Below are 16148 nucleotides of genomic sequence, written 5' to 3' on the forward strand. Positions count from 1 at the left end.
TCCCCCGCTCCGTCCCTCCTGTAATCCAGGGCACGGAGTCCCGCCAGCCGCTTCTCACCCCACCGCCGCCACCTTCCACGCCGAGTGGATCGCGCCGTGGATGTAGCCCACCTCGCCGGCGTCGCCGATGACCTCGCAGTCGATGCCGGCCGTGCGGAGCTCGTCGGCCAGCGGGGCCGCGGCGGTGGTGCCGTCGGCGTAGATCACCATGTCGGCAGCGGCGGACTGGGCGCGACCCTTGGCATCGGTCCAGGCCACCGTCGACTCGGTGATGTGGCTGACCTTCACCCGGCGCTGGATGTCGACGCCGTGCTCCTTGGCGTGGCGCACCGCAGTCCAGCGGCGCGGCATCGCCAGCGGCAACCCGAGCTGCTGAGACTCGTGCAGGAGGGTGACCTTGCGGCCGCGCTCGGCGAGGAACTCCGCGAGCTCTAGGCCGACCAGCGAGCCGCCGATCACCACGACGTTCTTGCCCATCGGCAGCGCGATCTTGGTCAGTCGCCGGATCCACGAGGGGCGCTTGGTGATGGTCGAGAGCCTGCCTAGCCGGCCGACGGTCCGCAGGAAGACCCCGGCCTCGTTGGCCGTGGCGGTGCCCAGCATGGTGGCGCGCAGCGAGTCGCCCGTGTGCACGTGGGGCAGGTCGCCGCCGGGGATGGCCGGGGCCGGACGCTTGGCGCCGGTCGCCACGATCACGCGGTCGGCGCCGAGGGCACGGATCGACTCGACGGTGGCTTCGGTGTTCAACCGCACGTCGATGCCCAGCCGCTTCACCTCAGCCTCGAAGAAGCGGATGAGCGGCTCATTGTCGGGCGTGGTGAGGGTGGAGAACCACATGGTGCCGCCGAGGCGGTCGGCCTTGTCCAGCACGGTGACGCGGTGCCCACGCTCGGTCAGGACCAGGGCCGACTCGAGACCCGCGGGTCCGGCGCCCACCACCACGACGTGCTCGCGCTTGGGTGCGGGCGTCAGCGGCAGCAGGGTCTCGTTGCCGAGCGCCGGGTTCACCGCGCAGAACGGGGTGTCGTCGAAGAAGTTCTCCGCCACGCAGAGGTAGCAGTTGATGCACGGGCGCACGCGCTCCGGCGTTCCGGCGGCCAACTTGTTGGGCAGGTTCGGATCGGCGAGCAACTGCCGGCCCATGGCGGCGAAGTCGACCTTGTCGTCGTCAATCGCCTTTTCCGCCACCTCCGGCAACATGCGGCCCACGGCGATGACGGGGATCGACACGGCCTTCTTGATGGCCGCGGCGTTGTCCACGTACGCGCCGATCGTGTCCGGGAGGGGGCCGTCGGTGAAGTTGTCGAAGGGGTTGCGGCCCCAGCCGGTCACGTGGATGGCGTCGGCGCCCGCGCGCTCGAACAGCACCGCGGCCTCGGTCGCCTCGGGCAGGGTCAGCCCGCCCTCCTGTCCGTACTCCTCGCCGGACACGCGCACCAGCACGGCGAGCTTGTCGCCCACCCGCGCCTTGACCGCGGCGATGACCTCGCACGTCAGCCGCGCCCGGTTGGCCAGCGACCCGCCGTACTCATCGGTGCGCAGGTTGTCGCGGCGGTTGAGGAACACGCCCAGGATGTAGCCGTGGGCCACGTGGATCTCGATGGCGTCCGCGCCGGCCTTGGCGATCCGCTCGGCGGCGTCGGCCCAGGTCTCGATGAGCCACGAGATGTCGTCGTGGTCCATCTCCTTGTAGACCGTCTTCTTGCCGCCGGTGGCCGCGCCCATCCGACCCAACTCCTCGCCGGTGCTGTCGGCCAGGGCGGAGTAGTCGTAGTCGTAGTCCGGGGTGCTCGGCGCGATGAGGGGGCGGTCGTTGGCGATGTCCACGCGCGCGACCTTGCCGTGGTGCGTGGACTGCACGCACAGCTTGGACCCGGCCGCATGCACCGCGTCGGCCAGCGCCTTGAGGCCCGGGATGTACTTGTCATCCGACAGACCCGGCTCCTTCATGGACGCCGCGCCCACGGGGAACGCGATCGCGCACGCACCGGTGATGATGAGCCCCGCTCCCCCGGCCGCGCGGGCGACGTAGTGGTCGATCTCCCGCTGCTCGATCTCGCCGTCCTCGGACACGTTCATGTCCATGGCGGGCAGGACGATGCGGTTGGGCGTCTCCATGGGGCCGATGCGGCCGGGCGACATGAGGCGAGGGAATGAGGTGAGGGTCGTCACGTCGATCATGATACGCCCGAGTTGACGGGTGTCGAGAACAGGTTCCAGTTTTTGGGGCGGTGGGTTGTAGTTGACGGGGTGAAAGGGACGACGACGACGCCAGCGAGTGCGTCTTGCAATCCCCTACCAGGTGCTGCCTTGCCGGCTCAGTCGGCTACGAGCAACTACTCGTCATCGGCACCGAGGGCATCACGCAGACCCACAGTCGGCAAGCCAATTCCAGCCGCCCGGTCGATCGCCGCCCCAGCCAGCAACCCGTTGTGCGCATCGGCGTACCGCCCAGAAACCCGGCCTCTACGAGTTCTGTCCAGGGAGTACCTCGCCGCTGCGGAGCGAATCTTGTCGGACTTCTTCATCGCCTTCACGAACGCAGTTGGAGACCTAAAGATGAGATACTCCGCGTTGGGTCCCGAGGACTTGTGCACGGGACCAGCCATCGACGCACCGCGATGCTTCAGTGCCCACCACGTCATGCGGGCCGGAAGTACGGTGCTGTCCGTCGCGACACCGAGTTCCAGCCTCCCGCCCGGTAACTCGTTGAGGTAAAAGACCTCGAGCATCCCCATATTGAGCGTCACCAGACGCTTGACTCCGCCTCCCATTCTCAGGCTCGGGAGACACGACAGGGACCAGAACTGGCCCTGCGTGCGCCTCGGGAAGAGCACGCACCCGTGCAGATACGTCGCAAGCGCTTCCAGAATCGACTCGAACTCAGGGTGCGAAGAAAGCTCTTCGAACCTGACCTTCGAGCGCACCTCCGCCGATTTTCCGCCGAGGACAGACCGATCGGCTTCGCCAGACCGAAGATCAGCGAGATTGGCTTCCGCAGGGCTGTTGAACCATGCCTTCTGTTCCTCCACCGAGACGAGCTCGTCTAAAACGGACGTCCCGTAGATCACCGCGCTGTGCTCTCGGTTGAAACAGGTGAACCCGTTTCGGCAGAGGTCGTAAATCAGTTCGCGCTCTGCCGCCCTCAAGGTTGCCGTGTTCGCAGATTCCGGCATATATCGGAACGACTGTATATTCGCGTGATCATAGTCCTTGACGTGCTGCCGCAGCCTCGACACCACCGACGTGCTCGAGATTCCTACGTACACCTCGTTGGCCTCACCCTCCCACATGTACAGACCCGCCAGCTTACCGCTCCGCCTTTTCGCTAGAGCTCTGAGCGACTTGTCAGACATCTGGGTCGCCGGCCCGAAGCCCTGCTGATCTGCCCACGTGGCGACAGCGGGATCGGGCACCCAGTTTGGGATAAGCGAGTTATTAAGAGAGGCCATTGGTGGAGAGTAGCTTCTCAGTAAGACACTCGTTCGGGAGCAGCGTCTAAGTGGGTCTGGCCATGCTGAAGGATCCCGGCTTTGTAGCGGGGATGCGAGCGACGACGAGATCGGCCCGGCGGGGGCGGACAGCCGCAAGTCGCGGAGCTATCCGCTGGATCTTCTCGGTGCCCGTGCTGCACCCTCTACCCTCGGAAGCACCATGCCGCCCAACCCTGACATCGTCTCGGCCGCGCTCAAGACAGCGACGTCGTTCGTACTGAACGCGGTCGAGGTCGTGCGTTTCGGCGGCCTTCAGACAGACGAGGAGCAGTCTCCGTTCGAGATCGTCGCACGGCGCCCAATGTTCCGGCTGCGCCGCTACTACCCGCCGGCGGCGGGGCCTTCCGGTGATGGTGGCGTCGGCATCAGTGAGGTCGGCACGCCGCGGCCGCCGATCGTGCTCGTTCCGCCGATGATGATCTCCGCGGAAGTCTGGGACGTGTCACCCTCGACCAGCGCAGTGGCCGCACTGCACGAGGCAGGCATGGACCCGTGGGTGATCGACTTCGGCGCCCCGGACCTCGAGACCGGCGGTCTCGAGCGCACTCTCACCGACCACGTAGTGGCTGTGAGCGACGCCGTCGACCTCGTCACCGCGGCCACCGGCCGTTCGGTGCATCTCGGTGGGTACAGCCAGGGCGGCATGTTCTGCTACCAGGCCGCGGCCTACCGGCGCTCACGCGACCTGGAGAGCATCGTGACGTTCGGCTCCCCCGTTGACTGGCGCGGCAATGCCCCGCTCGGCATTCCCGAGCAGGTGGTCGTCACCATCGCGCGCCTTGTCGCCGACTACGTCTTCAACGAACGCCCACTGCCCGGGTGGTTGGCCTCGGCGGCATTCCGCCTGCTCGATCCGATCAAGACCGCCCGCTCCCAGGTGGACTTCCTGCGCCAGCTTCACGACCGCGATGCACTTCTCGGCCACGAACGGCAGCGCCGCTTCATCGGGGGCGAGGGATTCGTAGCCTGGTCCGGCCCGGCGCTCGTCGACATGTTGCAGCAGGTGATCGTCCAGAACCGGATGATGGTCGGCGGCTTCGTCGTCGGCGACCACGTCGTCTCCCTCGCCGACATCACCTGCCCCGTCCTCGCCGTCTTCGGCGAGGTCGACGAAATCGGCGTCCCGGCCGGCGTCCGCAAGATCGCGTCCGTCGCTCCCGCGGCCGATGTCTACGATTTTCCGGTCCGCGCCGGGCACTTCGGCCTCGTCGTGGGCTCGACCGCCGCCTCGCTGACGTGGCCCACCGTCGCCAAGTGGGTCGACTGGATCGAAGACCGAGGGACTCGACCGGACGGCATTACCGAGGTCGACCCCGACTCCGTCATCGACTCCTCCCCCACCAAAGCGATCATGCTCGCGGCAGATGGCGCGTTCCAGGCCGCCGGACTCGGGGTCGGCGTGGTGCGCGGTGCGGGGCAGCTCGCCTTGGGCGCGCTGCGGACGACGCGAGCTGTCGGATACGAAGCGGTGCGCGCGGCACCGCGTCTCATCCGGCTGGGTCAGATCCAGCCCGCGACCCGGATCTCCTTCGCCAAGATCATCGACGAACGCGCCCGGAACCAGCCGAACGACGCGTGCTTCCTGTTCTCCGACCGCGTCCACACGTACTCGGCCGTCGACACCCGGATCACGAACGTGGTCAAGGGCCTCATCACGGTCGGCGTGCGCCAGGGCGACCACGTCGGCGTGGTCATGGAGACGCGGCCCTCGGCGCTGGTCGCGATCGCCGCACTGTCGCGTCTCGGTGCCGTGGCCGTCCTACTGCCCCCGTCCCAGTCCCTGCCCGAACTCCTCCAGCTCAGTTCCGTGACCGACGTGGTCGCGGACCCCGAGCACGCGTCCAAGGTCACCGATGCCGGGGCGCGGGCGCTCGTGCTCGGCGGTGGTGGCGGTGAGCGCGACCTGCCTGCGGACCTCGGCGAGGACGTCGTCGACCTCGAGCGCATCGACCCCGAGGCGGTGGAGCTGCCCCGCTGGTACCGGCCGAATCCCGGCCGAGGGGGCGACCTGGCCTTTGTGTTCTTCACCCGCTCCACGGGCACGTGGCAGACCAAGCTCGTCACCAACCACCGGTGGGCGGCGTCCGCGTTCGGCACCGCCAGCGCCGCGCGTCTCACCACCGAGTCCACCGTCTACTGCCTCAGCCCTCTCCACCACCCATCGGGGCTGCTCACCACCGTCGGCGGCGCCGTGGCGGGAGGAGCCCGGATCGCGCTCTCCCGCGGTTTCGATCCGGCGACCTTCGACGAGGAGATCCGCCGCTACGGCGTGACGGTGGTGTCCTACACCTGGGCGATGATGCGCGAGTTGGTGCGCGGGCCAGTGCATCCGCGCGAGACGCTCCCGACACTCTCACTGTTCATGGGGTCAGGCATGCCCCGTGGGCTGTGGCGGCGGGTCCTGGACCGCTACCCGGGCACGCGGGTCCTTGAGTTCTATGCCGGTACCGAGTCCGATGTGGTCCTGGCCAACCTCACCACCTCCAAGCCGGGCGCGCGCGGACGTCCACTGCCCGGCACCGCCGACGTGCGTCTCGTCGAGGTCGATCCCGACACCGGCGCGATCCTCGCCGGCCCCGACGGCTTCGCCATACCCAGTGAGGTCGATGCACCCGGCGTACTTCTCGCCCGGCCCCGGCTCGGATTGGACGCTTCCGTGCGCCAACTCCGTGGGGTGTTCCGCCCCGGCGACACGTGGGTGTCGACCAATGACATCTTCGAGCGTGACAGGGACGGGGACTTCTGGCTGCTCGGCTCAGCGAGCTCGGTCGTCCACACCGAGCATGGTCCCGTCTACCCGGTCCAGGTCGCCGACGCACTCGGGGATCTGCCTGAGGTAGACCTCGCCGTGCTGTACGAGGTGGATGGCGCTATGGGCCCGGTCGCCGTCGCCGCGGTGAACCTATGGGGCTCAGATCCGATTACCGCGGCCGACATCGGTGGCGCGCTGGCCTCGGTCCCGCCCGCCGGACAACCGGACATCGTCCACGTCGTCAAAGACATCCGGGTGACCAACTGGTACCGGCCCGACCCCAGGACGCTCGCAGCCCGGGGGCTGCCGAAGGCCGGCCCGCGTACCTGGATCCGCGATCCTGACACGGGTGAGTACGTTCGGCTGACGAAGGCGGTGCGGGACAGGCTGACTGCGCCGAACTAGAGCTTGGAGGGAGCGACGCCTCGGAAGTTGGTGGGGCGCGCGGAGGGTGAGGAGAAGACGACGACAAGAGACCCAAATCACCGAGAGCCGCCCCGCAGAGCGCGAAATGAGCGACGAAAATTCAAGTGGAAGTTCTAGGCTGTTTCCTCCGCCCCGGGCTGGTTGTGAGTCGGTATATGGTGAGCGGGTTCGAGAATTATCTGCACTTCGCAACCCCCTGACTCATGGCGAAAATGGGACGATCCGGCTGTGCCGCGCCCGATAGCTTCAACCAATCTCCCGTGACTGCCGTAGCGGTCACCGCAGGTGCCATGGCGGTGTGCGTCCGGAAATTCGGCGACGCTGTCACCGTTGCCGCCACGGTCATTGGCGGTGAGATGCCTCAGGCAGCCCGGCCGAGAATGCCGCTAGAAGGGCTTCTCGAATTTCACGAGGTCGAGAAGAGAGATCAATCTGGCGGACCGTGAACGGAATGCCGTCGAGCACAAAGTCGAGATTCCGCCCAGACGATCTATCCACGAGGGCACCCAGCAGGAGTGCGCATGTGCGCCCGTTGAACCCGTGGCTGAACACGGATGCATACGAGTACAGCTGACGCAGGTAGCCAGGATCCAGCATCACCTTCCCTTGGCGTTCCACGAAGATGGGAGCAAACTTGCACTCGACTACCGTCTGATGGCCGGGCCCGCGGATCAGCACATCAGCGTTCAGTCGGGGCAGGAACGCGAGCGCCGTGTTTTCCCCTGCAGCGGGCCATGCCGTGGACTTGGCACTCACCATGTAGCCGGTCGGTACGAGATGGTGTCGGTAGAAGCCACGAATAGCCTTTTCAAAGAGGCCTCGAAGAGCATGCTCGTTTCGAAGAATCGCAGGAAGCTCGTCCATGCCAGAAGAGTGCTCTGGTGCACACATCTCCCTCACCAGCGTGCTCACTGCCATCAGCTTGCGGTCAGGCTGGTCGAAGTGCCCGTAATGTTCTTTGGATATTTCGCTCGGCGTCGGGTCCATGGATGACACACCGCTGCGTTCAAGCAATTGCGCAGTCGTAAGACAGCGACGGCTCACACTCTCCGAAACCGCACCGCGCGCCGCTCGGCGGAGGGTAACTAACATGAAGCGATACCTTGGGAGGTTGACAGTCTGCTCCATGTAGCGGCACTGAATCTTGCCAGATTCCATGAGCCGGCGCCTTTCCGTACCGAGGTGGTCGATGCGGCCCCGTACTCGCGCAAGAGGCTCACTTCTACTTTGATACCCGCGGGCCAGCATCGACCGAAGGCGTACCTCCACTTGAGCTGCCAAGACATCGGCGAGGGCATCAAGCAGGTCGTTATCCCGGTCGCCCCCGGCGAGCTTCTCCTTTTCAGATGCCGTGAGAATATCCAGAAGATCGGACGCGTAGAGGAGCAAGAACCACACGCTTCGTACATTGATGAGTGTGGAGCCAACGCCGGCTGCGAACACGTCAGAACTCTGCCAAGAGCTGACCGGTTATCTCATTGACCGTGTCTGGGTCATCGTGCCAGTACTCTGCCAACTGTGGGGCGACCGAAGTTTGCACCACTGAACGGAACCACGGTTGAAACTCGCTTGCTTCCTTCTCTGCGGAGAAGTAAGAGTGACCGATCTGAAAAGACGGCCCGAGGGTGCGGTCGCTCGCGATACGGCGGTTCATAGCGTTAACACGCTGTGCCGCTTCATTGATGTGCCGGCGCGGTTCGGTGCGGAAGCGCGCACTCAAGTGCCCCTTCCACTTCTCGTTCAGCTGAGGCTCAATTTCGAAGAATGCGAACCTACGTCGAAGAGCGAAGTCAACCAACGCCAGTGACCGGTCGGCGGTATTCATAGTCCCTATAATGTAGAGGTTCTCGGGGAGCCAGAAGGCCTCCTCGTCTTCGAGCATATAAATTAGCTCGAGGGCGTCTTCCTCGTTGCGCTTAGTTCGCTCAAGCAGGGTAAGCATTTCACCGAGAGCTTGCGCTGGGTTTCCGCGGTTGAACTCTTCGATGATCATCACGTGCGGGATGTCCGGGTAGTCCCGCGCGCGCTCAGCATGCTGGAGGAGGGGTCCGTCCACCAGCGTGAGTTGGCCGTCCCCGCCAGGCCGCCATCCGCGCACGAAATCTTCGTACGACGTTCCGGGGTGGAACTGAACCGTACGTACGGCGTCCTTGAGCTTACGGCCAATTAGCGCGAAAGCGAGCCGCTTCGCGAGCCACGACTTCCCCGTGCCCGGAGCCCCCTGCAACACCACGTTGCGAGTGGCCGCCCACCGCTCGACGATTGCTCGGAGGTCCTCGGCTGCATGAAAGGCACCGTCTTCGACAATCGACTGAATCGTATATTCAGCAACATCTTCGTCATCAATAATTACTTCACCTTCATCGCCGTCTTCATCCTCTTCGTCTTCTCGCCAATAAAGCGCAAGTGGCCCGTTGTAGAAATCCGGGGTGATTCCGCGATCTGACGTTAGCCAATCTCGAATTGCAGCGAGATCGATATCGAAATCGCCCGTGGGCTGCCGGTTCGTTACCTCTGGGTAGAATGCATCGACTATCTCCTGCTTGTGCCACTCCGCGACGATGGGAAAAAAATACTCCGGATGCCCCATGTAGACGAGGGACCCTCGCAAAGAAGGTTCAGGTGTTCCCGGCGCATTCCTCACGAGTTCGCGCCATACGAGAGGCTCGGCAAATGCCGCGTCAAGTTCTTTTTTGGAAAGCGTGCGCAGGTAGCGAACAAACTGGATCAGCATCGACAATTGGAAGTAGCGACGAACGCCGTAGGCTGTCCCGCCGTTGAAAACTGGGAAGTCGAAAGCTTCTAGAATTTCTGGGGGAATTTCATAGGCCCCCTTTGCGTCCCGCAAAACGCGATTAATGTTCCGAACCTTTGTTTCCTTACGGAATTGCGTAATCGGCAGCATCTGGAGCAAGAAAATTTCGGCGAACAAAATCCGGACGTCATCATCAGCGCCCTCGAGCTGCCCATCGAGCTTAGTGAAAAAGGACTCGCCAGAGGCATCGGGTTGCTTTACGAACCTCTCAACGAGAGTCTCGATGTTCGCGTCAGTCCAGACATCCCGATCTGTCAGGACCGACCCGCCGTTCCGGACGATTGAAAGAAGCTTTCCTGCTTCTCTTCGCACTGGGCCGTCATAGTCGATCACAGAGAACTCAGGCACCTCCGCGTCGATCGAGCCTCGGTTAGCAGAATTTCCGGACTGTGACGGCGTGTCGACACGATTCAGCATGTTGTCTCCCAACAGTTCGATTCGAAATCTGGGCACCTTGCCGCCGCTCCAGCTTGCGGTTTTGCTAGGCCGATCCTGGAAAATGCCGCTGTATGTCGTCGCTGATGCTACAGACGGCACCAATAGCGAGTGCTTGAACTGTGCAAAATCTCCTCGAAACTCAGGACCGGAGCCGCTGCTAGTTGTATTGAGAGCCAGTGGCCGGAGAGCGGGGCCACCGGCTCTCGTGCGCCGATACCGGGGGTTAGTTCGCGGCGTTCCGCTGGAGTGCGAAGTGGCTCTGATGTGGAGTTACGACGGCCTAGCTACAGCCGGTGGCGGCCAGCAGCGCTGCTTCTCATCGGCCGCTACTGCCCCCGCGCAGCTCGTGATACTCCTCGGTCGTCATCTGCACCAGCCGCGAACAGCGGCCGTCCACGTTGTCCACGTAGCCGATCGACCGCACGTAGGGCGCGATCACCTGCACCTTCTGCAGCGGGGTGACGATCAGCAGCTGGATGCCGAGTTTGGCGAACAGCTCCAGCGCGTAGCGGGTCGAGGAGTCGGAGCCGCGGCCAAAGGCCTCGTCGATCACTGCGAAGCGGAAGTCGCGGGCCTTGTCGGCTCCCCATTCCAGCCCGAACTGGTACGCCAGCGACGCGGCCAGGATGGTGTAGGCCAGCTTCTCCTTCTGCCCGCCGGACTTGCCGTCGGAATCCCGGTAGTGCTCCCATTCCTGATCGGTCTCGCGGTCCCGCTCGGAGGCAGAGAAGGTGTACCAGTTGCGCACGTCGGTGACCCGGGTGCGCCAGGCGCGGTCGCCGTCGCTGTGACCCTCTCGGCCCCGCAGCCGCTCGAGGATGGCCCGGACCTGCTCGTACCGCTCCTCGGAGTACTGCCCCTCGCCGCCGAACGCCTGGTCGGTGACCCCGCGCAGGTCGGCGCGGAACTGGCGGACCTCCTGGTTGACCGTGTTCTCCCGGTCCAGGCGCACGTACCGGCCGGGGTTGAAGTCGATCGCCCCCAGCGCCTCGTTGGTCTTCTCGATCTTCTGACCGATGTCGTCGGCCTGGCGCAGCAGCCAGTTGTGGAAGCCTGCCAGCTCGCGGATCGTGTTCTTGCGAAGCTGCTCCTCGAACTCGCCCACGAACCGCGGGAGGTCGTCGTCGGCCAGGCGGGCGTGGAACCGCACGAACTCGTCCCGCGCGGCGATCGAGGCGTCCATCTCTTTGGTCTGGTCCGGCCAGCGCCGGCAGATCTCGGCCATGGCCTGCTGGATGCGGGTGGTGAGCGCGTTGAGCTCCCGCTGGGCCCGCTCCACGTCGGCGTCCACGGCGTCGGCCAGCGCCTGCTCGGCGGTGTGGGCCTCGTCCGCCGTCTGGGCGTACTCGGCACCCTTGTCCTCGGTGTAACCCAGGCGCTCACGCAGCTGCGGGTACACCTCCCGGGCGGCGTACAGCAGCTCGTCGTCGAGCTCGGCCAGAGCGCGCTGGTCCCGCGCCATCTGCCGCGTCTCGTGGTCGATACTGCTCTGCCAGCGGCTCCGGTGATCGGCCAGCTCCCGCTCGTCCTCCGCCAGCGCAGCCCGACGGCTGTCGAGGTCGGCCAGCCGGCGATCGATCTCGGCCATCTCGCTGCTGCCCTCGACCAACCGGCGCCGCTCCGCCTCGGCGGACTCGGCCCGCGCCTTGGCCTCGGCCCAGTCCAGGTCCCGCCACGTGGTGTACTCCGCCAGGCGGATCAGCGCGGTGCGCGCCTCCCCCAGCGTGGCCTGGTCGCGCACCGCGGCGTCCAGGCGGGCGGCCCGCTCGGCGACCTCGCCCTCCAGCTGGGCGCGCCGGGACCGCAGCGCGGTCACCTTGTCCGCGGTCCGCCAACCCAGCACCCAGCCGCGGGCGTCGGTCGCCGACTGCCGGTCGTCCTTGACGTGCCAGCCCCGGGAGCGGATCTGCCCCTGGATGGTCACAGCGCGGTCGGCGGCGCGGAACTCCTCCATGGTGTCCGCGCACCGGTGGTCGGCGCGGGCGTAGAGCTCCTTGGCCAGGTAGCCCCGCAGTGGGGAGTCGGCGATCTCGATGGTGTCGGCCAGCAGCAACCCCGCCGCCTGCGGCCGCTGCAGCGGCACGTGCCGCTCGGGCACCCGCTCGTAGACCAGGCGGACGCCCACCTCGCGCCCGTCGGAGCGGCGGGCGGTGAGCCGGCGCGAGTTCACCCACTCGGACACGCCCGCGTACAGGCTCTCCGGCACCAGCAGGGACAGGGCGAACCCGCGCAGCACCCGCTCGGCCGCGCCGCGCCACTGCGCGTGCTCCTGTGCCACGTCCATCAGCTCGCCCGCGAAGGGCAGGTCGACGGCGTCCACGCCGAGTTCGGCGCACAGCTGGTCGCGGACCTGCAGCTGCTCGGTGGGGATGTTGCTCGAGCGCGCGGACGCGCTCTCCAGCTCCTGAGTCACCTCGCGCAGCAGTCGCCGGCGCTCGCCGTGGTCCATGACCAGGGCGTCGTGCCGGGTCTTGAGGTCGGCGGCCAGGGCGTCGAGCTCTGCCTGGCGGGCGGTGACGTGCTCGGCCAGGCGGGTGAACCCCGCCTCGTCGGTCACCGGATCCAGTCCGGCGCGGTGGAGGGCGTCGGTGAACCGGTCCCGACGACGACGACGCTCCTCGAACTGCTCCCGGGCGGCGGAGGCGTCTCGCTCAAGATCCCCGACGCGGTTGCCGCCGGATTCGGCGCGCACGGTGACCAGGCCATCGCGCTCGGTGGCCAGCTCCTGCGTGCGCTCGCGCATGCGGGCCAGCTCGGCGACGGCGGTGGCGACCTCGTGGCCCAGGGTGTCGATCTCGGACTGGCGCAGGGCCAGCCGGAGTTCGGCGAAGTAGGGCCGGATCGCCATCCGCTCGTCCCGCAGGCGCTCGCGGCGCCGGAGGGCAGCGTCGTAGGTCTCGATGGACTCGACCAGCGGCTCCAGGGCGTCCAGCTGGGTGCGAGCCCGCTTGACGGCGTCGTGGGCGCGGGTGAGGTCCTCGAAGTGCCGCAGGATCCCCTCGATCCGCGCCGAGGCGTCGGCGGGTTCGAGCATGTGGGTGCGGACGAACTCGTTGAGGTCGCCCACCGACTTCATGGAGATGGTCTGGTGGAACAGCTCCATGGCCTGCTCGGACCGGATCCCCAGCAGGCGGCGCATCGCCCGGCCGTAGGTCGGGAAGTCCTTCTCCACCGCGGCGCCGGAGTCCTTGAGCCGGGTGAGCAGCGCGGACAGGTCGGTGCCGAAGTCGGTGAAGTCACCCTCGATCGACAGCGCCCGGTCGGCGGTGACGAACCGGCGCCACGGCTGGCCGGTGGCGTCCTGCTGCTGGAAGACCTGCGCGAGGGTGACCTCGTCGCCGTAGCCCTCGTTGCGGAACACGCCCAGGATCACCGAGTACGAGCGCGCGTCCCGCAGCCCCACGGGCCGGACGGTGCCGGTGGCCTCGTTGCGCTCGGTCTTGTGGTGGCCCTCGACGTAGGACCGCAGGGTGCGCTCCTTGCGGGCGGCGCCGGCGGCCTTGTTGTAGTCGATCCGGTGCGAGGGCAGCATCAGCGTGCTCACCGCGTCCACGAGGGTGGACTTGCCGCTGCCGATGTCGCCGGTGAGCAGGAGCGTCTCCCCCGCCGGGTCCAGGTGCCACACCCGGGAGTCGAAGGTTCCCCAGTTGAGGACCTCCAGGCGGGCCAGGCGGAACCCGGGCCGGCCCTTGACCCCCAGCTCGACGGAGGAGAACAGTCCGCTGGTCGTGGCGCTGGTCAGGCCGCTAGTCATTCTGTGCCCCCGCTTCGGCGTACTCGGCGAGCTTGGCCGAGAAATCGGACAGGGTTTCGGCGTCGACGTACGCCTTGAGGATGCGGCGCACCTCCCACGTGCCCTTGCGGTCCTTGAGCTGGCGCAGGAACCCCATCCCGACCAGGCGGTTGATGGAGGCGTCCACCTGGTGAGCCTCGCGGGCCTCGTCGGTGCTGCGGGCCAGGAAGAGCTGGATTATCTCCACGATCTCGTCGTGGGTGAGCACCAGCTGCCCCGGGTCGCCAGCGGACTCGAACTCGGCGAGACGCTTGCGCAGGAGCACCAACAGCAGGCTGTCGGCGTAGGTCAGGCTGCGGCGGCGGATCACCCGGGGAAGCGCGTCCTCGCCCTCCGGGGTGTCGGCGGTGCGGAGGTAGGCGTAGCCCTCGTCGTCGTCGATCACTACATCCAGGCCGACCACCGCAAAGTGGTCGCGGACGGCCCCCTGGTGGCGCACGAGGTCGTCCCAGGAGTCGGTCTCCTGGTACACGACTCCCTGCATGAGGCGGATGGCGCTGACGGCCACCGCGCGTTCAGGTGCGGCCCGGTCGGATGGGGTGCGGGGTGCGTCGCTCATCGGCGCCTGACCTCCACCCGCGGCATCACCGCACGCATGGACCTGCCGGCCTCGTGGTACTGGATCACGGTCTCCTCGTGCTCGTCGGTGGTCACCTCGAGGTCGTCGTCCTTCAGCGCCAGGTAGCCGACGATCTCGGCCGCCCCGTGCTGCAGGGGGTACATGGTGACGATGTCCTCCAGGCGGGCGGTGCCGCGGACCGGGATCAGCGCCCGGATGCGGGAGGCCAGGCGTGCGGGGTCGACGACGACCTGGTCGGTCAGCACCGAGGTGTCGACGTCCTCGGTGTCCACGGGATCGAGCAGGCTGTTGACCTCCGCGGCGGGTCGTGCGGTGAACAGCGGACGATCGGTGGGCAGGGCCACGTCGACGGCAGTCTCCTCCAGCTCCAGCCCGAGGTCCGGCAGCTCGCCCTCGCGGACCTGCAGCGCCGACGTCTCGATCTGGCGCACCAGGTCCAGCACCCGGCGGTTCTCCAGCCACACCTGGTCGTCGGTGAAGCGGCGCAGCTGCTCGGAGATGTTGCGGACCGTCTGCTGGGTGCGCTCCGCGGCCTCCGCCCAGCCGTGGTGCACGGTGCGCAGGCGCCGGTCCGCGCCGAGCTCGTCGATGCCGGTGAGGCGCTCGAGCAGCATGGACAGCTCCTCCTGGCCCGAGGTGGATAGCAGCAGGTCGTAGAAGGCCTGGAAGCTGCGGCCCTGGTCGGAGGAGTCGATCATGCTGCGGCCGTGCACGAGTTCGGCCAGCAACTCGCCCTTGCTGCCCTGCCACGTGGCGATGCGTTCGCGCGCCGAGCGGTCCAGGGCGCGGAAGTTCTCCTCCACCTGGCGGAAGTCGGCCAGCAGCTCGCGGGCGGTGGTGGCGAACTGCTGGTAGCGCTCGCGCACCGCGGTGCGGTCCAGCAGGCCGGAAGCCGGGTCCTGGCGGAGCTGGTCGATCTCCCGCTCGATGTCCTGCTTGCGGCGCTCGAGTTGGTCCAGGCGCTTGGCGGGATCGGACTCGGTGCCCTGAGCGATCTGGCGCAGCAGGTCCACCGCGGTCTGCAGGCGCGACTCGGTGCCCACGAAGGAGGTCTCGGACAGCCCCTGCACCCAGGCATAGGCCTTCTCCAGAGCCGGGGTGGCGTCGTAGTGGATCTCGTCGGCGCCCAGCGGGTAGAAGCGGCGCAGGAAGCCCGCCTCCGGGCCGGCCCAGTCCGCCAGGTACTCGGCGGCCGTGCGCAGGAAGCGCGGGTTCTGTGGATCCTGGGCGTTGACGGCGTAGAGCTGGTCGTCCAGCGCCGCCACCAGCTCGCCCTCGGAGCTGGCGCCGCGGCCCTCCTCCACGAAGAACCGGCCCAGCACCGTGAGCAGCAGCGGCGCGTGCGTGGCGCGCAGCATCCGCCAGGCGGGATGCCGCTCGCGCAGCGCCTCGATCTGCGCGTACTCCACGTGGGGCTCCTCGGGGTGGCTGGACTGTGGGCGACGGCGGGTCGTGCGCCGAGGGGACAGTCTAGGAGTGCGCGTGCGGGGGCAGAGGTGGTGGGAGGCGGTCACCGCCGTGTGTACGACGACGACAACGTCAGGCCGGCGGGCGCCCACCCGTCGCGGGGCTATGGGCGGGACGGCCCCGAAGTTCGTAATGGATCCCTCCGGAGTCGCCCTCGCCGGCGCGCTGGCCTCGGGCCCCGACTACCGACAATCGGACGTCGCCCACGTCGTTGGCGACCTCCCGGTGACCACCTGGGACCGGCCGGACCCCAGAAGGCTCGCCACCCAGCACCTGCACCGGTGGATCCCAACTACGCACTCTGAATCCCGAGGGCCAATTGACTAGCTGTCTAAATCGCCAAGCCCGAACCCGCGGCCTCCAACCCTTACGCCGACTAAATT

General features: G+C 66.9%; 8 protein-coding genes. 1 reads left to right on the forward strand and 7 read right to left on the reverse strand.

Features of this window, described 5'->3' with window-relative positions; translation table 11 throughout:
- Nucleotides 1-54 precede the first annotated feature (54 nt).
- Both L8M95_RS04045 and L8M95_RS04050 read right to left on the reverse strand, forming a co-directional pair.
- Nucleotides 55-2181 carry an NAD(P)/FAD-dependent oxidoreductase gene (locus L8M95_RS04045; protein ID WP_260488152.1) on the reverse strand — a complete coding sequence of 709 codons (2127 nt, stop codon included), beginning with the start codon at nucleotides 2179-2181 and terminating at the stop codon, nucleotides 55-57.
- Nucleotides 2182-2336: 155 nt separating this feature from the next.
- On the reverse strand, nucleotides 2337-3452 hold the full coding sequence (locus L8M95_RS04050) for a hypothetical protein (protein WP_260488154.1): 1116 nt from the start codon (nucleotides 3450-3452) through the stop codon (nucleotides 2337-2339).
- Nucleotides 3453-3654: 202 nt separating this feature from the next.
- Here L8M95_RS04050 and L8M95_RS04055 point away from each other — a divergent pair, with 202 nt between their 5' ends.
- A complete protein-coding gene (locus L8M95_RS04055; protein WP_260488156.1) occupies nucleotides 3655-6651 on the forward strand; it encodes an AMP-binding protein in 2997 nt (998 codons plus the stop codon).
- A gap of 363 nt (nucleotides 6652-7014) precedes the next feature.
- Here L8M95_RS04055 and L8M95_RS04060 read toward each other — a convergent pair whose 3' ends face one another.
- The 5 genes from L8M95_RS04060 to L8M95_RS04080 all read right to left on the reverse strand — a co-directional run bounded on the left by L8M95_RS04060 (nucleotide 7015) and on the right by L8M95_RS04080 (nucleotide 15707).
- A complete protein-coding gene (locus tag L8M95_RS04060) occupies nucleotides 7015-8115 on the reverse strand; it encodes a 5-methylcytosine restriction system specificity protein McrC (protein WP_260488158.1) in 1101 nt (366 codons plus the stop codon).
- Nucleotide 8116: 1 nt separating this feature from the next.
- Complete coding sequence (locus L8M95_RS04065) at nucleotides 8117-9904, reverse strand: AAA family ATPase (protein ID WP_260488161.1); 1788 nt, start codon at nucleotides 9902-9904, stop codon at nucleotides 8117-8119.
- A gap of 337 nt (nucleotides 9905-10241) precedes the next feature.
- Nucleotides 10242-13679, reverse strand: a complete 3438-nt coding sequence (locus tag L8M95_RS04070; protein WP_260488163.1) for an ATP-binding protein — start codon at nucleotides 13677-13679, stop codon at nucleotides 10242-10244.
- Complete coding sequence (locus tag L8M95_RS04075; protein ID WP_260488165.1) at nucleotides 13672-14277, reverse strand: DUF4194 domain-containing protein; 606 nt, start codon at nucleotides 14275-14277, stop codon at nucleotides 13672-13674. The genes L8M95_RS04070 and L8M95_RS04075 overlap by 8 nt, the downstream gene beginning before the upstream one ends.
- Nucleotides 14274-15707, reverse strand: coding sequence for a DUF3375 domain-containing protein (locus L8M95_RS04080; protein WP_260488167.1), 1434 nt, complete (start codon nucleotides 15705-15707; stop codon nucleotides 14274-14276). Before L8M95_RS04080 ends, L8M95_RS04075 begins: the two co-directional genes overlap by 4 nt.
- Nucleotides 15708-16148: the final 441 nt, after the last annotated feature.

This window comes from Dietzia sp. B32 (assembly GCF_024732245.1).
Taxonomy (GTDB): Bacteria; Actinomycetota; Actinomycetes; order Mycobacteriales; family Mycobacteriaceae; genus Dietzia.